The sequence below is a fragment of the Marinomonas sp. THO17 genome, assembly GCF_040436405.1.
Taxonomy (GTDB): domain Bacteria; phylum Pseudomonadota; class Gammaproteobacteria; order Pseudomonadales; family Marinomonadaceae; genus Marinomonas.
Map to the genome: position 1 here is coordinate 1,369,377 of NZ_AP031575.1, position 19,291 is coordinate 1,388,667.

Sequence of the window (19,291 nt, forward strand, 5' to 3'; positions counted from 1 at the left end):
TTAATCGAACTAACCTTTCGATGAGATCGAATGGTAATTACAAGTAAAAAACGCTAGATTGAATGGACAAGAACAACAAAAAATATCTGAGATGACATTATGCGCTTTAAAAAATTAGACCTTAACCTATTGGTTGCATTAGATATTTTATTAGAACAAAAAAGCATCACGCGAACGGCAGAAAAACTTAATATGAGCCCTTCAGCGGTGAGTAATTCTTTATCAAGACTCAGGGAGTATTTTGAGGATGACTTGCTCACACAGATAGGGCGTAAGATGGTGATCACCCCTCTTGGGGAAAATTTACAATCTCAGGTTAGGAATGCACTCTATAACATTGAAAGCACCATTCTCTTACAACCTAACTTTGAACCGGATAAGACCGAAAGGATATTCAGTATTATTTGTTCGGATTACACATTAACCGTTCTCGTTCCCCATATTTTAGAAATTGTTAGCCAACAAAAGAGCACAGCTCGATTCCAATTTCTCCCACAAGTCGAAAACCCAAATGAACAACTGGAAAAAGGTAAAGCAGACTTGCTCATTATTCCGACTGATTTCGTATCAAAAGAACATCCCAGTAAAGTCATATATGATGAAAAGTTTGTCTGTGTCGTTTGGAGTGAAAGCGAGCTTGCAGATGGAAAGATGACAATGGAACGTTATGCAAATGCAGGACACGTAGTGATGCGCCCCGCGCCAAAAAGACCCAATTATTTTGAAAAAGTGTTTAGCAATAAATTTGACCTTAAACGCCGCATTGTCGCTACAACATTCAGCTTTGCCATTTTACCTTCTTTAGTCATTGGCTCAGATAATATCACTACAGTTCATAGCAAATTAGCGTACAAGATGGCAAAAGTATGGCCGCTTAAAATTTTGGAATTACCATTTGAGCTTCCTAGGATGCAGCAATGTCTCCAGTGGCATCAGTATCGCAATAATGATGAAGGGCTTATCTGGTTAAGAGGCGTTATTGAAGAAGCCATAGAAAAAATGAATGCATCTCATAACCATCTAACTAGTGCGTCATAATGACCGTTAACAGCAATACTTTTCCCCCATAAAAAAGCCAATTCCCCAATAATGAAGAATTGGCAATAGGTGCTACTGAATCTTGCTTGACCCATTAACGCTGAGGCATGTCAGCCACACTGTAACCTAGGCTAACTACCGCATCTTCAGGGATAGCTGGCATAGTGGCATTCCAATCCAACCATTGCTGACGCATGGCAGCCAGTTTATCCGGATAGCGCTTACCTAAATTGGCCCGTTCGCGCGCATCGTTTTTGATGTTAAATAGGTACTCATGTTCATCGACTTTTAAGTATTTCCAATTGTCTAAACGCAATGCCCGTTGCGCCCTATGCTTCATTCGCCAATATAAGGGCCTTTCAAATCGCTCTTCTTGCCCGGTTAAGACAGACATCAGTGACATACCATCCACAGGGTAATCTGGATCAAATGGTCCTTTACCTACTTCCAATAAAGTACGAGACCAGTCCATGGTCATACAATGTTGCATGCTAACAGAACCCGCTTTTACTTTGCCGGGCCAGCGCACCACCCAAGGCACACGAATTCCCCCCTCGGTTAAATCCATTTTGCCACCCACTAAAGGCCAATTATCGGAGAAACGTTCGCCGCCATTATCACTGGTGAAAACAATCAGCGTATCCTCCGTTAAACCATGCTCATCTAACGCGGCCATAATACGACCTATACCTTCATCCATATGATGAATCATACGTCGATAAGTATGAATATTGCCGCCTTCTAAATGGAATAAGGTTGACAGGTTATCGGCCAAATGTGCGTCGTCTCTGGTTTCCCACGGCCAATGAGGTGCCGTATAGTGAATGCTTAAAAAGAAAGGTTGTTCAGGCGCTGCTTTGGCACGGCGATGAATGAAGTCCAGCGAATGCTCTGAAATCAAATCCGTCAAATAGCCAATTTCTTGATGCTCTTCTTCATTAATCCATAAGTCATGATCACCATGACCACTCTTATGAGAGAAGTAATCCACACCGCCTGCCATGATGCCGAAAAACTCATCGTAACCTGAGGATCTTGGACCAAAATGCGGCGGATAACCAAGGTGCCATTTGCCCATCAAACCAGTGTAATAGCCTGCTTTTTGCAATTGTCCCGGCAAGGTCGGAATGTGTGGCGGCAAACCTAATGTATTACTGCCGATACTTTTGCTGTTAATCGGTTCCTCTAGTGCGCCACGCAAGCGATATTGATAGGCCATGGTCATTAAAGCGAAACGAGTGGGTGAACAGACTGGTGAATTGGCATAGCCCTCTAAAAAAATCATGCCTTGCTCAGCCAACTTATCAATATTTGGCGACACCTTCCCAAACTGAGCTTCACGACCACCATAACAGCCTAAATCGGCATAACCTAAATCATCTGCCACAATGTAAATAATATTGGTCATTAATCTACTCCTTTTAAACGGCGTCCCATGTTAAAACCCTGTCGTTTATGCCAAGCCCATAACAGCAATGCTCCAATGATTCCCACTAGATCCCAGACAGGGTTAGGAGCAAACAACATAATGGCAGCTATCAAGCGGCCAATAATCTCGTACCACGCCAATTTGTGTGAATGAAACCCGGTTAAGGCGGTAGCTAATAATAAAATGCCCACCACCAGCTTAATGATCAACCAACTCCACACCAGCAAATCAAAGCTCACACCGGATTGTGCAACGGTTAATAACATAGGATTGAAGGCAAAGGTGAAAGGAATCACAAAAATCATGATGCCAACTTTTGACGCCTGAACAGAAGTTCCAATTGGCCCACCCCCCGAAATACTGGCGGCAGCGAAAGCCGCAATGGCCACCGGAGGTGTGATAACAGAACCCACTGCGATGAAAAAGACAAACATATGTGAGGTCAACGCAGACAAACCTAACTGCTCCATGGCTGGAATGGCAATGGTAGCTACCGTGACATAGGCGGGCAATGTGGGCATGCCCATACCCAAAACGATACAACAAAAAGCCGCAATAATGAGTGATATCAGTAACGAATTAGACACTATACTGGCTAGCAAGACACTGAATTTCACCGGTACACCCGTTGCCGATAATGCCGAAATAACAATACTAACGGCTGCTATGGCCATTAATAGACCAGCAAAAGTACGGCCACCAACCTGCAAGCTTTGTATGAGCTTAATAGGCTTACGTCGTATTTCTGGGTTAATCAAACTGAGTGGAAACAAAGCCGCCAGCGCGGTAATGGAAGCACCAGATGGTGATAAGCCATATAACAATAAGCAAACTATGATTACCAAAGGGACAAAGATCAGCAGCAGGTTCAAATAGTCCTGCTTAAGCGGCGCATCCACACCTGTCACTTCTGCGCTGGAGGTGATGCCCAAACGGCGTGATTCAAACACTATCATGGCAAATAAGCTGGCGTAGTAGGCAATGGATGGCACCAAGACAGCAACAATCACTGTCATATAGTTCACTCCCACGAAGTCCGCCATGACCAAAGCAGCCGCTCCCATAATGGGTGGCATAATCTGTCCACCCGTCGAAGCGGAAGCTTCCACAGCACCAGCAAAATTGGCAGAAAAGCCCCGTCTTTTAATCATGGGAATGGTAATAACCCCTGTCCCCACCACATTACCAACCGCGCTGCCTGAAACCGTACCGAACAAGGCCGATGACAATACTGCAGCGTGTGCAGGGCCACCCGCCGTTTTCCTCATCCAATGAAAGGCAATACGAATCATTGAATCGCCCGCCCCAACGCCTTCTAGCAAGGCTCCTAGGATGATAAATGGAAAAACCGTGGTAATAACGATGGCGAAAGTACTGCCCAAAATCCCCGTATCAAGACTGTACAAAAGATTTTGTGCTAGGGTTTCATTGACATCATGGCTGACTGTCTGCAAGGGACCCGGCCAATACTGACCAGTTGCCATATAAAGAATGCCAACCACACCCAATAAGGCAACCGGAATCCCCCAAATACGCCAGCAAAAGTACAAAGCGCCTAATGATGCCAAGACAGCAATCCACATTTCATTGGCACCGAACAAAAACATTCCCTCGTCTAACTCGCTGCTCACCAAATAAAAAGACCAGCAGCAATAAAGCATTACAAACAAAAATATAAAGCTGATGATGGCGTTTAATAGTGAGGTTTCGCCTTGGCAATATTTTAAGCAAGCCCCCAAAGCAATGGTCACCACACACAAAGCAAAAAATGACGCTCTAAACTCCACCAGTGGAAAAGGCCCCAAGCGAAAATCACCGATCGCCGGCATAACATTCGCTAGACCATAAAAAGCAATCACTAAACTGAGTCCCGCCACCATCCATGAAAGCAGTTTCGAACTCATTTGAGACTTGAAAAACATAACCACTCCATAAGTGAGGCAAAACCTCACTTAATCAGACCTCATAGGAGAAACATTTAAAGAAAATCACTTAAGGAATTAATTGAGCTGGTATTGGAATCCCAGCCTCTTGATAGTAACGAATGGCCCCTGGATGCAGAGGTGCATTTACCCCAACAAAAAAATCCGTAGTGAGTATGTCATTGAATAGCGCATTTGAATCCGCCAAAGCACCGCGGTTTTCTATAAATGTTTTAGTCAATGTATAAGCAATATCGTCCGACAGGTCTTTATTAACGGCCATCATCATAATGCTTTGCCAAGTAAGTACAGAGGTTTCATTTACTTGACCCGGATAAGTATTGGCTGGAATTTCCGCTGACTGCATGCCTAAGCTTTCAGGCGGCACCATTTTTTCCCCAGGAATGCCTAATATCCGAATGGGATTACTTAAACTCAGTTCTGCGACCGCTTGTGATCCCAGCGAAAAAGTACCGACAAAAACATCAAACTGCCCATCTTGAAAGCTTTGGACAGCCGCCCCCCATGGGGCTTTAATGGGGTCATATTCACCTATTGGCAAACCACCCGCAGCAGCCAAACTACTTATTTGTGTGTTCGCCACACCGGCTGGAGGACCAATAAAAACACGTTTACCTTTCGCTTCTGGCCAAGATTCAATACCAGAATCAGCACGGGTAATGGCGTGAAAATAACTACCGGGAATGGTAAAGAGTCCACGCACATTGTTCGACATTTGCTGGGCCTTCTCAGACATTTTTGCATAAGGCCCAACGCCTTTCTTCATGGCAGAAAAAGCAGGTGGGGGAATGACGGCAGAATCCAAACTGCCTGTTGCTAATTTGAGCAATGACTTAGTCAGCGTTTGATTGAGAGCAAGTTGGATATCAACGCCCTGTTCCGACCAGTAAGGCGCCATGGCTTGAGGCAACATACCTAAAATACTGTTTGGTGTGGCGGATTCCATGCCAATTTTTTCTGCCGTTGCTGCTGTGCTGAACAGCATACCTGCACACATCAAACCAAAAATGCTTATCCCTTGACGGAATTGTCCTTTCACATTCTGCATTCAGAACTCCCACCTTGTTTATTATTTTTAAATTAGGTGTGATCAATCTAACTTGCAAATTGATATCCGTAAAATACTTATTTGATAATCCAATCGATCAAAAATAAATATATTAGTGGTATTTAGTATGCATTTTTGTCGTATTAGAGCGCTTTTTTTCTATTTTACGAATATAAAATGCTGTAATAGTATCAATGCCTAACTCTGCAATCTGGGCACTGCCTATCCTTATTATGCATTTGGGGTTCACCATGCTTAATCACCTATTAAAGATACTTTTGCCTTTTTTCAGTTGGGGTAGGAAGCTGACTCTCAAGGATCTAAATAAAGATGTCATGGCTGGCATTACCGGGGCTGTTTTAGTGTTACCGCAGGGGGTCGCCTATGCTTACATTGCAGGCTTACCGCCAGAAATCGGCCTTTATACCGCCATTGTTTCTGCTTCTGTTGCTGCTTTGTTTGGTAGCTCATTTCATATGATATCTGGCCCAACAGCGGCCTTATCCATTGTGGTTGCCTCTGTGACAAACCAGCTTGGCTACACCAATCCTATTGAACAAATTGGACTTGTGGTCAGCCTAACGTTTCTGGTTGGCTTAATTCAGTTCTCACTGGGCGCATTGCGTTTAGGCGCTTTGGTGAACTTTATTTCACATACCGTCATCATTGGTTTTACCACCGGAGCTGCCATACTGATCGCCACTAGCCAAATCAAACACTTGCTGGGCCTAGCCGTTCCCTCAGGTCTGTCTTTCATATCAGAACTGATGGCAATTTTCCAAGCCATGACTGAATTCAATACTTATGCGCTCGCCATTGGGTTAAGCACCTTACTCAGTGCCATTCTCGTCAAAAAGTATCATCCTAAAGCTCCCAACCTATTAATTGGAATGCTCTTTGGCAGTCTCATGGGAGTCTTTTTACAAGCTGAACAACATGGCGTCGCTATGGTCGAAAGTATGCCTGGCAGTCTGCCCCCCTTTGTCTTACCAAATGCTTCCTTTGAAATGCTGCAAAGTATCTTTTCAGGCGCTTTTGCCGTGGCCCTATTAGGATTAATTGAAGCCGTCTCTATTGCTCGCGCTATTTCCATGCGCTCCAAACAGGTCATTGATGGTAACCAAGAATTTATTGGACAAGGCTTGTCTAATATCGTCGGCGGTTTCTTCTCTTGCTACCCAAGCTCAGGGTCTTTTACTCGGTCTGGAGCCAACTATGATGCTGGCGCGGCAAGTCCTCTTGCTGCAGTATTTGCTGCCATTATTGTTGCCTTGGTCATTAGCTTTTTTCCACAGGCTACCGCTTACCTTCCTCTTCCTGCCATGGCAGGCAGTGTGCTTCTGATCGCGTGGAATTTACTGGATATGAAACACCTTATTGCCACTATCAAAATCAGCGTTTCCGAAGCCTGTATATTGATCGGTACTTTTTTGTCTACCTTATTCATTCAACTGGAATTTGCTATTTATATTGGCATTCTCTTATCCATTGGCTTTTATCTGCATAGAACCTCGCGTCCCAAGATAATTGACGTTGCTCCATTTTCAAAAGCCGAGCATAGGGTCATTCGTAACATTCATCGCTATCAACTCGACACTTGCCCACAACTCAAAATGATTCGCATCGACGGTTCGTTATATTTTGGCTCCATTGACTATGTGCAAAAAGCCCTTGCAGAATGCAGTCAAGACGGCACTAAATACATCATCATAGTGGCTAAAGGCATCAATTTTATGGATGTATCTGGCGTACTACTTCTAGAAGCCGAGATAAACAAACTGAAAAAATCTGGTGGTAATTTACTGATTTGTTCTCTTAAAGGTACGGTTTCAGATGAGCTTAGCAGTCTACCCACATACCAAAAGGTGCTCAAACATCATATTGTCGATAATTCCAAGCAAGCTATTGCCAAGATGCTTGAATGGATTGATCAAACAAAATGCCGTGACTGCCAGTCTCGAATTTTTAATGAATGCCAACAGTTTCCAAATAATAAATCCAGCTTGCCCTTGATAGAGTAGAGTGAAGCGAAAGAGACTAACAATATGGAATCTAAGCACCTTATTTATTTATCAACCATTTTGGACAAAGGTTCGATCAGTGCGGCGGCCGAATTTCTGAATGTCGCTCAACCTACTTTAACCCGAGCTATGGCCACCTTAGAAATGCAAGCTGGCACGCAGCTTTTCACTCGTAGTCGTTTTGGTGTTACCAGCACTGTGGTTGGTGAGTCTTTAGCCAGAGAAGGTCGCGCTATTAGTCGACGACTTAACGCAGCAAACGAACAAGTCTCCCGCTTTAAATTAGGCATAAAACAAAATCTTCGCATTGCTTCAGGCTCGCTGCTAGGAATGGGAGTGTTACCCAAGATCATTGATCGAATGATAGAACAACACCCAGAGGTTTCCCTAACCATCACCTGCTTAAACCCTTCCATAGCCATTGAGGGCTTATTGGATGATCAATTTGATATTGTGATTGCCCCGCAATCTTCTGATCGAAACACCAGCAGCCTTCATCATGAACTGATCAAACAAGACAAAATCGGTATTTTTTGTGGTCAACAACATCCCCTCGCCTCAAGAAAAAACATCCAAATTGAAGACTTTATGTCACTCGATTGGTTAAGTTTAGGCATTGCCTCATATTTCGAGCAACAAACCACAGAAATGCTCTCTTCCTACGGCATTCACGGGGCAAGAACCAAGGCGGTATTTCGCAACGATGCTTATATGCTCATAAAAATGCTGGCTTCTGGGCGCTATCTAGCCGCTCTTCCACACTTCCCTGTTACAGTAATTAAAGAAGCCTTTGCTATCAAAGAAATTCAATTAGAGGGAATTCAAGCGGTTTCAAGAGACTTGTACTTATGGTGTATTGAGTCGTTAAAAGACCAAGCTGCTTTTACCTCATTTAAAAACATAGCAACTGACGTTTTTGAAGAACTTGCCTTGCCCATTAAACCATAAAAAAAACCGCCATTACTGGCGGTCAAAAAACCGAAGCTTTCTTTAAAAGTAAGCTCGGCTAGGGTAGACATTGAACCTTGCAGGAAAAGGCCAATATCTTGAGCAAAATGGCTAAAAATGTCTGTCTAAGATGGATCTTGTTCAATATCACGGTGAAATAGAAAGTTGCTAATATGAGATATGAGACGCCGTATTCGTTGCGGCAAAACTGAAAGTACCAGCAAAAGCATAAGTTTTTAGTAGATTCATAGTGTCACTCTCCTCTTAAAACCAATATTGGTTTCAATTTATTTATTATTTTTATTCCAAACCCTGTGAAGAAGTGACCATTGCGATCACAAACGAATACTAGAGCGAAAAAGTCATTAAGATCAACATCATTTTGATAAAAAATTAACGCATTGCTTTTCATTTATGATAAAAACATATCAAATTTGATTTCAAGCTTTCTTTTATTGGATACTAGACAGGCAAGTTAAAAAGCAAACAGTAGCTTACTATCTCAAAATCGAATAGGCTCAATGCCATAGTTAGGCGCTAACCTGTTGTTATTGGTAGCAGCCAGTTGATTAATTTCCAGAGGCATAATGAATTCCATACTCAAAAAAGCCACTTTAAAAGAAGTCGCCAATAAGGCAGGGGTAAGCATCGCCACGGTAGATCGTGTTATCACTAAGCGAGCAAAAGTTAGCCCACACACTAAAGAGAAGGTATTGGCCGTCATTGAGGAGCTGGCGCAACAACACACCCACCACCCAATCTCGCAAAAAGAACTCAAACTGGGCGTCATCATTGAATCGGGGGCGACTTTTATCGAGGCCCTATCGCAAACCATTGAGCATGCCAAAATACATTTTGCAGAACAAAAGATACAACTGGAATGTCTTGCTATAGTAGACTTCGATCTAAGCCACTTCCTACAACAACTCAAACAATATGCTGAACAGTTTGATGGCTTAATTGTTTTATCCCGTGAATTACCGCAAATTGTCTCCACTATTAATAAGCTGGTTGAACAAGGCACGCCAGTGGTCACCTTAACTTCTGACTTAAATAACTGCACACGACTGTCTCACGCTGGCACTAATCAAATCAGCGCTGGTCGTACAGCAGGCACCTTGATGGGACATTACCTAAACAAGATGCAAGGAGATATTTTGCTGGTGATGAGTGCCACCTACACCACACAATATGAACGTGAATTGGGCTTTCGTAGCGTGTTGCGCAATAAGTTTCCGAATCTTAGAATTCGCGAAGCCATCAAAAATAACGATTCAGATGAAGACAGTTATATCGCCATTTGCAGAGAAGTCGATACCAATAGCATACCACTGGGCATCTATAATACCTCTGGTGGTAATGCCGGTATTGCCAAAGCATTGCGCGAAAAAGGCTTGGATCATGACATCGTCTTTATTGCCCATGAGCTAAACAAGGTAACCAAAAACCTATTATTGGAAGATACCATAGACATCATTATTGATCAGAACTTAGAAGAAAACGTCCACAATGCGGTGACACTGTTAGGACATTATTTGCGCACTGGTGAAACGCTAACAATAAAAACCCCTTTCCCAACCATAATCACCAAAGAAAACATTGGCTTTATCCCTTAATCTTCCAAGATAAACCAGAATAGAAAAATCAAAATCAATAAAAAAGCTCGCAAATGCGAGCTTTTTTACTTCATTTATCCCTAATTAAAGGCTTTTTCAAAGCGTTCTAATGCTAAAGCAGAATCACTGGATGGGAAACCTTCAAAACCAATTACGCCCTGATAGCCAATTTTGCGCAAATGCTGAGCGATGGCTGGGTAATTCATCTCCCCAGTACCTGGCTCTTGACGACCTGGCACATCGGCAATTTGAATCTCACCAATGTGTGGTAAGTAGCGAGTCAAAGAATCTAGGATGTTGCCTTCGTCAATTTGCTGGTGATACAAATCCAACATCATTTTCAAATTTGGATGATTCACTTCGGATACTAGGGTAAAAACATCTTCTGCGGTTGCGAAAGGTGTCCCAGGATGATCGACTTTTAAATTGAGGTTTTCCAGTACGAACATAACATCGTTCTTCGCACCTATCTCAGCAATTTCAGACAATACTTTATAAGCCTTAATCCAGTCTCGACCCGATACAAGAAGACGTGGATTAACTGGCAAGCCTTTATTATCAAGGCCTGTACCATGCAAATTAAGACGTGGTACACCCAATTTCTTTGCTGCTGCAACCGATTCATGAATGGTCGCAATTAAACGATCACTGTTCTCTAGGAAGTCACCTTCAATGTAACCTGTCATGGATGAGAACTCGACACCAGTGGCCGCTAACGCATCTATATCATGATTGGTCCAATCCCATAACTCTGGCAGAAAACCCAGTTCAGAGATCTTTTTCACCCTTTCTACAATAGACAGATCGGTGAACATGGTCTCTGAACAGCAGGACAGAGTGAATTTTTCCATAGGTATTACCTCTTCTAAGCGTTTAACATCGTACAAAAAACTTGTGACAATCGCTCATATGAAAAGATGCTTGAGGATCAAACAGCATATCAGGTGATGGTTTATCAAAACCAATTTGCCCAAAACACAATGATGAACAAGCTGACGCTTTTACGACTAGTTTTCATATTTTTATTGTCATAGTGGTAACAAGCTACACTGGGTGCAAGCTGATTGCTGTCGAGTATGCAATCTTGCCCTAAATCAAGTCAATCATTTTGATGTTATTTTTATCAAAAAGATAATTTAAAAAAACCTACCTTTAACATGGTGCCAAAGCTTGCCTTTCATCAGGGCTAAAAACTCTGTAACAATAAAGCTCAATAACGACAAAATAACCATAGTGATCTCAATGCTGTAGACAAGCGCCCAGCTTGGCTTTGTATGCGTTAGTGATGGCCCTATGCCTTGTGTAAAGTGTGAGAGCCGTCATTCTCTGGCAGGCCGATATCCTTGCACCATATCCTTACCAGCCTCTTCACTGCGGCAAGGCTAAGGGCTTTGTTACGCCTTTGGGATCGTGCTTTTTAGGGTGGAAAGAGAGCCTGCTTTGAAGTGATTTTCCAGTGATATGGTTCATCACAGCTGATCTGCACCTTACTGTGTAAGGTTTAATAAGGGGTTAACAGGGGCGGGATAAACGACTTCGGATGTCCATTGCTTCATGCAAGATACGCACAATGAAAATGTCAGTCTTTCGCTGGCGGTAAAAGATAGTGTGATGTTTATGCTCAAATCGACGGAAACAACTTTTATCTCATCACAGGCTCTGCCTATGTCGGGGGAATCGACAAGCCTGCCGATGGCATGTTTAAGCCCTGCATCATAGCTATCTGCTTGTTTTTGCCCCCATGTGCGAGCACTATAGAGGTAAATATCTATCAAATCTTGTTCGGCGAGCTTCGAGTAGGTGTGAGTTTTATTCGCCATTTAGCTCTGCTTTGGCTTTAGCAATAATTTGCTCATGCGTAAGGGCACTTTCACCACTCTCTTCTCCAGCCCGAAGAGCTTGGCGCAAGGTTTCAAGCTTGGTTTGGTACTCCGCTTCTTGTTCTTCTAACAAGCGTAAGCCTGCACGTACTGCCTCACTCGCATTACGGTAGCGGCCTGTTTCTTTCAATTCCGATAAAAAATTGGTGAAATGTTCACCTAAATCAATGCTGGTCGTTGCCATAATCAAAACCTCTCGTTTCCATTAAAACTACTAATATTTAGTAGTTTAGTCAATTTTGAGTGACGGTGAAGCCATTTGTGTGCACTCACTGTGATTCATTCTCAAAAATGGTGCTGAGCTTTGGAATAGATAAACACCAAAAATGGAAAAGAAGGCAAACAGAAAGAATATTAATAGGCGCTAAAAGTTAGATATTGCAAGAGATGGGAGGCTTTAGGAAAATATGGGCATAAAAAAGGCACCATAAATGGTGCCCGGGACCGGAATCGAACCGGTACGATATTTCTATCGCAAGATTTTAAGTCTTGTGTGTCTACCAATTTCACCACCCGGGCAATCTGATATGGAGGCCGGAGTCGGAATCGAACCGGCGTACACGGAGTTGCAGTCCGCTGCATGACCACTCTGCCATCCGGCCTTTATCAGACGTCTTAAGAAATGGAGCGGGAAACGAGGCTCGAACTCGCGACCCCAACCTTGGCAAGGTTGTGCTCTACCACTGAGCTATTCCCGCGTCTCAAAAGACGGTGCTTATTCTATGTATTTGAGCTTTCACGTCAAGGAAAATTTCTAAATAAATAACTAACTTAGACACTTTTCTCTATTCTGATTAGTTTTCGCTCGATTCCTTCGCCATGAGTTCTGGCCAAGCGGCTTTCAAATAAACATACATAGACCAAAGAGTAAGTAAGGCAGCAGCAATCAAAACCCCTTCACCCAAATGCGCAATTGGGCTATCAGGACGAGAGCCAAGCAGAATAAAGATGGCCAACATCTGCATGGCCGTTTTTAGTTTGCCAATATAAGACACTGCCACACTGGCACGCTTACCCATTTCCGCCATCCATTCACGCAATGCGGAAATGACAATTTCTCGCCCCACAATGACGGCACTGGCAAGGGTCATCAATGGATTGGCGTAACTGGCCACCAACAACACCAAGGCAATAGACACCATAAGTTTGTCGGCCACTGGATCAAAGAAAGCACCGAATGCTGATGTCTGATTGAGCTTACGTGCCAAATAGCCGTCTAACCAGTCAGTAATGGCCGCCAAAGCAAAGATAATGGCACAGGTATAATAACGCCCTTCCCAAGGCAAATAATAAATAATCGCCAGTACTGGAATCATCAAAATACGGATAGACGTCAGTATGTTTGGTATGTTCATTCTCAATCCAATTTATATGAGGACACAGATGCCCAGTAAAACAAAGGGTTATTAACTTTTATGTAGATGCAGATAAATTTCTTCCGCTTTTTTAGCACTAATGCCTTTTACTTTCGCTATGTCTTCCTGACTGGCAGATAACAACTCTTGATACCCTCCAAAAGCTGTCAGTAATTCTTTGCGTCGATTTGGTCCGATACCAGGAATGTCTTCGAGTACTGAATGACGTCGTTTTTTATCACGACGTCGGCGGTGACTCTTCACCGCAAAACGGTGTGCTTCATCACGAATATGTTGAATCAAATGCAATGCTGCTGAATCTGGTGGCAACACCACTTCCTCTTCTTTTGAGCCTATGTATAAGGTTTCTAAACCGGGCTTACGCGTATCTCCCTTGGCTACCCCCAAGAGGAAAATATCCACCAGCCCAAGTTCGGCCAACACGGCTTCCGCTTGACTCAATTGCCCTTTACCACCGTCAATCAAGAGCACATCTGGCGCGGGGTTTTCACCACTTTTCACCCGTTTATAACGACGCGTTAGGGCTTGTTTCATGGCGGCATAATCATCACCCGCTTCCACCCCTTCAATATTGAATGAGCGGTAGCGTTTCTTATCTGGTCCTTCTGGCCCAAACACCACACAAGAAGCCACCGTTGCTTCACCACTGGAATGACTAATATCGAAACATTCCATATGAGCAGGCGGTTCTGCAAAGCCTAACAATTTTTGCAAAGCAGTTATACGGCTAAAGTGGTTTCTTTTGTCGGTTAATCGCGCTTGTAAGCCTTGCTCGGCATTTAATTTCGCCAAATCTAACCAGCGCGCCCTTTGGCCACGTACATTGGCAGTAATTTCTATTTTTTTGCCTGTGGTCTCCAAAATGCCTTCCACCAAGGCATCAAGGTCCTCTACTTCATGACTTAGAATCAAGGCTTTGGGCAATTCCTGTGCACCACCTAAGTAAAACTGCGCAATAAAGGATGACAACAACTCCCCTGCCGATATTTCCAATGGCATTTTGGGATAATGACTCTTACTGCCCACCACTTTACCGTTACGCACCATCATCACATGCACACACAAACCACCAGGCTGAATGATGGAGGCTAAAATATCGGCTTCGCCGGATTGCCCATGAACATGCTGCTGCTCTTGAATATGCTTGAGTTGAATCATTTGGTCACGCAGCTCAGCCGCCCGCTCAAATTCCATTTCTTCAGCCGCTTGATGCATCTGAGTCGAAATCTCAGCCGTCAGTTCTTTATTGCGGCCTTGCAGAAACATTTTAGCGTGACGCACATCCGCATCGTATTCTTCGTCGCTAATTAAGCCGACACAGGGACCAGAACAACGCTTAATTTGGTATTGCAAACAAGGACGTGAACGATTGGCATAGGTGCTGTCTTCGCATTGTCGCACCTTAAATACCTTCTGCATGGTATTTAGGCTTTCTCTTACCGCTGTGCCACTTGGGAATGGACCAAATAATGTCCCCTGCTTAGATTTATCACCACGACGAAACAATAATGCAGGATGCCGATGACTCGAAAGCAAAATATAGGGGTAAGATTTATCATCCCTAAGTAAGATGTTATAAGGTGGTCTATGCTGCTTAATCAGGGTTTGCTCAAGCAACAGGGCTTCGGTTTCACTCTTGGTAACGGCAATTTCAATATGGTGAATACGACTCACCAAGGCCATGGTTTTAGTGGTTAAGCCGGTGGCACGAAAATAACTGGCAACACGGTTTTTAAGGTTTTTGGCTTTACCGACATACAAGAGCTCACCTTGACCATCATACATGCGATACACGCCTGGGCGCGTTGTCAAATGAGAGACAAAGTGTTTTGCATCAAATTCTGAATGGCTCAAACCAACCTCGTTGACCTAACCCATTCCAAGCACACTGTATCGCACGGCCAGATGAATCAATTCCACATCACTGTCGATGTTTAACTTGGTAAAGATGCGAGTCTTATAAGTACTGACCGTTTTGGGGCTGACATTCAAATGCTCGGCAATCTCACTGGACTTTTTACAATCCACTATCATTTGTGCCACTTGCAGTTCACGATCGGATAATTCGCCCAGGGGAGAACCTTGCTCATCAATGGAAAACTTAGACAAGGCCATACGCTGCGCTATGTCTTTGGAAATATAATGCTCACCCTTAGCCACCATGCTAATAGCATCCAGTAACTCTGAGGAATTTGTCCCCTTAGTAACATAGCCTGACGCCCCCGCTTCAAGCAATTTAACGGGATAAAGGTTGTCATCCAAAGCGGTTAAAGCAATAACCTTGGTTTTCGGAAGAATTCGTTTAATTTCTTTGGTAGCGCCCAAGCCTCCAATGCCTGGCATATGCACATCCATTAAGACAATATCAGGTGTTGTCGCTCGCGACGTCGCAATGGCTTCTTCACCACTGTGCACCACACCCACTACTTCTACATTTTTAACGTCCTGTAAAACGAGGCTAATTCCTTGGCTGACCACATCATGGTCATCCACAATTAACACTTTCAACATAGCTACCCCAGATATTTTTCAATACAGGTTTCGTTAATCCAATAGGCTTATAACAACGCGCATCGAGAAAATTGTCAATAAACACAAAGCCATAATTTTTGTTTCGTTACCAAGTCTTTAATGAACTCGGTAAAATTAGTTAGGCAAACTGCCCTGATAACCAAGAGATTCCAACTTCATCTGGCTTTGCTCGCGGTAGCGCTTGCGAATACCAGAACCCAATGTTTTTTGCGTGTAATATAAAAGTGGCGCAATATCGTCTTCCGCCATATTTAATGCTTGTGCAATCTGTTCGACCAGCTTTGCCACATCGAAAGTATGCTTATCCTCAATCATTACCACTTGTGGTACACGCAAACGTTCACCAGCAATCACTCGGTCAATCATTTTCAAATAGGCCTGTTCAAACAAAGGCCAAGTAACCCGTTCTTCTTCTGATTTCAGCTTATACCATCCGGTATCGGCTGCGGCAAAATACACAGCGGGATGACTCCAAGCAAAAGTCAAAGGATCCACTCGACAAGCGCAAGCTTGCAAATAAGCAGAACGCGGATCAATCAAGCCATAGGCTTTGTAGGCGGTATTAATCAGCTTCAGAAACTCAGAAATGGTTGGCGGCCAAGCATAGGTTTCCTTAGTGCGTTCCACCGCATAAGCCAATAAGGGCTCTTGAAAGCCTTTTAGCGCTATGGCCCATTCTCGCTTGGCGAGTTTAACCTCATCCGGCGTACTGTAAGCCGAAGCAAATTTGTGCGTATAAATGGCTTTAAAACGCGCAAACAGCATATTTACTAAGACACGAGTCTGTTGCTCCGCTTCCGATGGACCAGAATCTCGCGTTGCTCCCTGCTCGCTGGTGTAATCACCAGTCTGTGTCGTGGATGTTGCTGAGGGCGTCGCTAACCTGTTCTCGAGAGGTTTTAGTAAATGTTGAACTGTCTGAGGTTCCTTCATATGAAGACCGATCCGATTGTTTATATTGCCACTGACGTTTTACGTATTTGAAAAATTCACTGTTCCAAGTTCTGACATTTTTGCGCTGTTCCTTAATGCGCAATAAAAATTCTGTCTGCAATTCAACCGCGAATTCTCTTGCAATACCCGCTTGTTGAATTTGTTCAAAAGTCGCTTCTTCTGGTTGCCATTGGTCTGGCTGACGCGCTCTTTCCTTCTGTTCAAGATACAAATCAAAATCCGTGACACCGCGACGATCTTTATTGGGGATTGGCTTGGTATCATATTGCCTTATTGGCGTTTGTGTTGAGTAGGTTTTGGCTTGCGGTGTGAACTCAGCGTTCTTTTGCCTTGAGGCTTTATGCAGGCGATCCATTTTTTCCATCAAAGCATCGTCTTTAGCACGAGCGGCTTCATGGACAGAATCCGCCTGAGTGTCATGACTCATATAGCTGGCTTGCGGAGAGTTAGGTGAAACTGAATGATGAGAAGTGGCATCATGATTAGTAGCGTAAGCGGTGACTTTATTCCCGGTCAATTGCACTTCAATTATGTCGTTTTGACGCTGAAAATTCAGTAATTGTCCTAATTGCAAACTGCCCAACACACGCATCAAGATGGGCACAGTCCAAAAAGACAACTGGCCGCTCAGCACTCGCACATCCAATCTTAATACTTGTGTATTTTGCGCATAACATTGCTGCTGCAAATAAGTCAGCAACACAGTTTCCTCTAAACCGATTTGCGCAGCCATGGAAAAGGAGATGGGTAAGGAATAATCGTGTTCCAACATATCACTCACTTAAACAATATGGTTACCTAGTTTATCAAAAGCCTAATACATAAGCACGACCAGTACACAAGTATTCACAATATAAAAGTATTTAAGGAAGGTGCGAATTTATTTTATGATAATATGCTCCGGGTTCAGCTTTAAAGCGTAAAAGACATATTCATACTTGAACTTTGGAACTTTACCCCGCATATTAAGTCCATAGTTAAACATCAACTTGATAGGAGTTACTCCAATGCGTTACACAGATGCCCTTTCGACAACCTCGTCCCAAGCGGCCAACAAAACGCTCCGCAACACATACGGATTGTTGTCGCTAACCCTATTGTTCAGCGCCTTCACTGCTGGCCTGAGCATGGCATTTAATCTACCTCACCTAGGTTTGATTCCCACCTTGGTGGGCTTTTATGGCTTATTGTTCTTAACTTACAAATGTCAGAACAGTGCCGCTGGTCTATTGTGCGTATTTGCTTTAACTGGCTTTATGGGCCTTACTTTAGGACCAATTTTAAGCGCATACTTAAGCCTTCAGAACGGCGCTAGCTTGATCATGAGCGCACTGGGCATGACAGGACTTTCTTTCCTTGGTTTGTCTGCTTATGCACTGGTTTCAAAGAAGGACTTCAGCTTCCTTAATGGCTTTATCACAGTCGGCTTCTTTGTTCTATTGTTTGCTGTGATTGCAGGTTTCTTTGTGCAAATGCCAGCATTGCAAATCTTCATTTCTGCGGGTTTTGCCTTGTTCTCAGGCGCGGTTATCCTGCTGCAAACCAGTCAAATCGTGCGTGGTGGTGAAACCAACTACATCATTGCTACGGTGAACCTGTATGTCTCTTTGTACAACATGTTCCTAAGCATCTTGTCTTTGCTAGGCATGTCGAGCGACGATTAAGACTCGCATTGAAATAAGCCGTTTTTCGAAAGGCCGCTGACTGCGGCCTTTTTTATGTGTAAAATTCACGCCATTAAGGACTCTAGGTTTATTCTTCATGCAGCACACTCTTTTCATCACGGGTTCCCCCTATCAAACCAAAGCTTGTCATTCTGCTTTGCGCTTTGCGAGGGCCGCTCTAGAGCAGAGAGCGGACAGTATTAACGGTGTTTTCTTTTATCAAGACGCTGTGCTGATCGGCAATACTTTAGCTCAACCACCGCGAGATGAAATCAACTTACATCAAGAGTGGCTTGAACTTGCTCAGCAATTTCAACTTCCTCTCTATATTTGTATTGCTGCGGCTGTGCGACGTGGCGTGATTAATGAAAGCGAAGCCAATCGTTACCAACTGGAGCAGTTTTCCTTGGCTGATGGCTTTCAATTAGAAGGCTTGGGAAGCTTAGTAGAGCTAATGAATACTTCTGAAAAAGTCATTCAATTTAGGTAACGGCATGACAAAAACACTCATACATCTATCCTCCAGTCCTTACGCTAACTTAGCCTGTAAAGAAGGGTTGGATTTGGCTCTCGTGTTAGCCACCTTTGAACAAGAAGTGGCTATTTGTGTATCAGGTGCTGCCTTATCATTACTCCACTCTCAGCAAAAGCCAACAAAGCAAGATGGTAAAAACCTGCATAAGTTACTCGATGGTCTAGAGTTTTATGACATTGATAAAGTCTATGCACTGGCCAGTCAAAACGCTGCTGATGAGCAAGGGTTTTGGCCACAAAGCATTTTATTAAATGACCAAGAGTGGCAAGACTTATTCACCCAATACCAACAAATTTATCGGTTCTAA

The 19,291-nt window shown here is 43.5% G+C and carries 18 protein-coding genes, 3 tRNA genes and 1 pseudogene; 7 read left to right on the top strand and 15 right to left on the bottom strand.

The window, feature by feature from the left end:
• The first annotated feature begins 99 nt into the window (after positions 1-99).
• Positions 100-1,038 carry a LysR family transcriptional regulator gene (locus ABXS85_RS06460; RefSeq protein ID WP_353669222.1) on the top strand — a complete coding sequence of 313 codons (939 nt, stop codon included), beginning with the start codon at positions 100-102 and terminating at the stop codon, positions 1,036-1,038.
• Positions 1,039-1,132: 94 nt separating this feature from the next.
• Here ABXS85_RS06460 and ABXS85_RS06465 read toward each other — a convergent pair whose 3' ends face one another.
• From ABXS85_RS06465 to ABXS85_RS06475, 3 genes are all read right to left on the bottom strand, one after another.
• Positions 1,133-2,446, bottom strand: coding sequence for a sulfatase-like hydrolase/transferase (locus tag ABXS85_RS06465; RefSeq protein WP_353669223.1), 1,314 nt, complete (start codon positions 2,444-2,446; stop codon positions 1,133-1,135).
• Positions 2,446-4,389: a TRAP transporter fused permease subunit gene (locus ABXS85_RS06470; RefSeq protein ID WP_353669224.1), complete on the bottom strand. Its 1,944-nt coding sequence runs from the start codon at positions 4,387-4,389 to the stop codon at positions 2,446-2,448. The genes ABXS85_RS06465 and ABXS85_RS06470 overlap by 1 nt, the downstream gene beginning before the upstream one ends.
• A gap of 70 nt (positions 4,390-4,459) precedes the next feature.
• Positions 4,460-5,458: a TAXI family TRAP transporter solute-binding subunit gene (locus ABXS85_RS06475; protein WP_353669225.1), complete on the bottom strand. Its 999-nt coding sequence runs from the start codon at positions 5,456-5,458 to the stop codon at positions 4,460-4,462.
• Positions 5,459-5,709: 251 nt separating this feature from the next.
• Here ABXS85_RS06475 and ABXS85_RS06480 point away from each other — a divergent pair, with 251 nt between their 5' ends.
• The 3 genes from ABXS85_RS06480 (at position 5,710) to ABXS85_RS06490 (ending at position 10,043) form a co-directional block, all read left to right on the top strand.
• Positions 5,710-7,479 carry a SulP family inorganic anion transporter gene (locus ABXS85_RS06480; protein ID WP_353669226.1) on the top strand — a complete coding sequence of 590 codons (1,770 nt, stop codon included), beginning with the start codon at positions 5,710-5,712 and terminating at the stop codon, positions 7,477-7,479.
• A 24-nt stretch (positions 7,480-7,503) separates the two neighbouring features.
• Positions 7,504-8,427: a LysR family transcriptional regulator gene (locus ABXS85_RS06485; protein WP_353669227.1), complete on the top strand. Its 924-nt coding sequence runs from the start codon at positions 7,504-7,506 to the stop codon at positions 8,425-8,427.
• Between the two features lie 587 nt (positions 8,428-9,014).
• Positions 9,015-10,043: a LacI family DNA-binding transcriptional regulator gene (locus tag ABXS85_RS06490; RefSeq protein WP_353669228.1), complete on the top strand. Its 1,029-nt coding sequence runs from the start codon at positions 9,015-9,017 to the stop codon at positions 10,041-10,043.
• Between the two features lie 80 nt (positions 10,044-10,123).
• On the opposite strand, the gene ABXS85_RS06495 is transcribed toward ABXS85_RS06490, so the two are convergent.
• The 12 genes and pseudogenes from ABXS85_RS06495 to ABXS85_RS06550 form a co-directional block, all read right to left on the bottom strand.
• Entirely contained in the window at positions 10,124-10,894 is a 771-nt protein-coding gene (locus ABXS85_RS06495) for a TIM barrel protein (protein ID WP_353669229.1), read from the bottom strand.
• A 661-nt stretch (positions 10,895-11,555) separates the two neighbouring features.
• Positions 11,556-11,648, bottom strand: coding sequence for a hypothetical protein (locus tag ABXS85_RS06500; RefSeq protein ID WP_353669760.1), 93 nt, complete (start codon positions 11,646-11,648; stop codon positions 11,556-11,558).
• A gap of 95 nt (positions 11,649-11,743) precedes the next feature.
• Positions 11,744-11,863, bottom strand: a pseudogene (locus tag ABXS85_RS06505) (type II toxin-antitoxin system RelE/ParE family toxin); the annotation flags it as partial.
• Positions 11,853-12,107: a type II toxin-antitoxin system ParD family antitoxin gene (locus tag ABXS85_RS06510; RefSeq protein WP_353669230.1), complete on the bottom strand. Its 255-nt coding sequence runs from the start codon at positions 12,105-12,107 to the stop codon at positions 11,853-11,855. The gene ABXS85_RS06510 and the pseudogene ABXS85_RS06505, both read right to left, overlap by 11 nt.
• A 248-nt stretch (positions 12,108-12,355) precedes the next feature.
• A tRNA-Leu gene (locus ABXS85_RS06515) sits at positions 12,356-12,442 on the bottom strand.
• A gap of 9 nt (positions 12,443-12,451) precedes the next feature.
• Positions 12,452-12,525: transfer RNA gene (locus ABXS85_RS06520), tRNA-Cys, on the bottom strand.
• A gap of 21 nt (positions 12,526-12,546) precedes the next feature.
• Positions 12,547-12,621 (bottom strand) — tRNA-Gly (locus tag ABXS85_RS06525).
• Positions 12,622-12,717: 96 nt separating this feature from the next.
• Positions 12,718-13,278: a CDP-diacylglycerol--glycerol-3-phosphate 3-phosphatidyltransferase gene (gene pgsA, locus ABXS85_RS06530; RefSeq protein WP_353669231.1), complete on the bottom strand. Its 561-nt coding sequence runs from the start codon at positions 13,276-13,278 to the stop codon at positions 12,718-12,720.
• A 51-nt stretch (positions 13,279-13,329) separates the two neighbouring features.
• Positions 13,330-15,153, bottom strand: coding sequence for an excinuclease ABC subunit UvrC (uvrC, locus tag ABXS85_RS06535; RefSeq protein WP_353669232.1), 1,824 nt, complete (start codon positions 15,151-15,153; stop codon positions 13,330-13,332).
• Between the two features lie 15 nt (positions 15,154-15,168).
• Entirely contained in the window at positions 15,169-15,810 is a 642-nt protein-coding gene (locus ABXS85_RS06540) for a response regulator (protein WP_353669233.1), read from the bottom strand.
• 135 nt (positions 15,811-15,945) lie between these two features.
• A complete protein-coding gene (locus tag ABXS85_RS06545) occupies positions 15,946-16,764 on the bottom strand; it encodes a replication protein P (protein WP_353669234.1) in 819 nt (272 codons plus the stop codon).
• Entirely contained in the window at positions 16,673-17,557 is an 885-nt protein-coding gene (locus ABXS85_RS06550) for a DnaT-like ssDNA-binding domain-containing protein (RefSeq protein ID WP_353669235.1), read from the bottom strand. The genes ABXS85_RS06545 and ABXS85_RS06550 overlap by 92 nt, the downstream gene beginning before the upstream one ends.
• 235 nt (positions 17,558-17,792) lie before the next feature.
• On the opposite strand from ABXS85_RS06550, the gene ABXS85_RS06555 reads away from it, so the two are divergent.
• From ABXS85_RS06555 to ABXS85_RS06565, 3 genes are all read left to right on the top strand, one after another.
• Positions 17,793-18,449, top strand: a complete 657-nt coding sequence (locus ABXS85_RS06555; protein ID WP_353669236.1) for a Bax inhibitor-1/YccA family protein — start codon at positions 17,793-17,795, stop codon at positions 18,447-18,449.
• 97 nt (positions 18,450-18,546) lie between these two features.
• Positions 18,547-18,939 carry a sulfurtransferase complex subunit TusD gene (gene tusD, locus ABXS85_RS06560; protein ID WP_353669237.1) on the top strand — a complete coding sequence of 131 codons (393 nt, stop codon included), beginning with the start codon at positions 18,547-18,549 and terminating at the stop codon, positions 18,937-18,939.
• A gap of 4 nt (positions 18,940-18,943) precedes the next feature.
• Complete coding sequence (locus tag ABXS85_RS06565; protein WP_353669238.1) at positions 18,944-19,291, top strand: DsrE family protein; 348 nt, start codon at positions 18,944-18,946, stop codon at positions 19,289-19,291.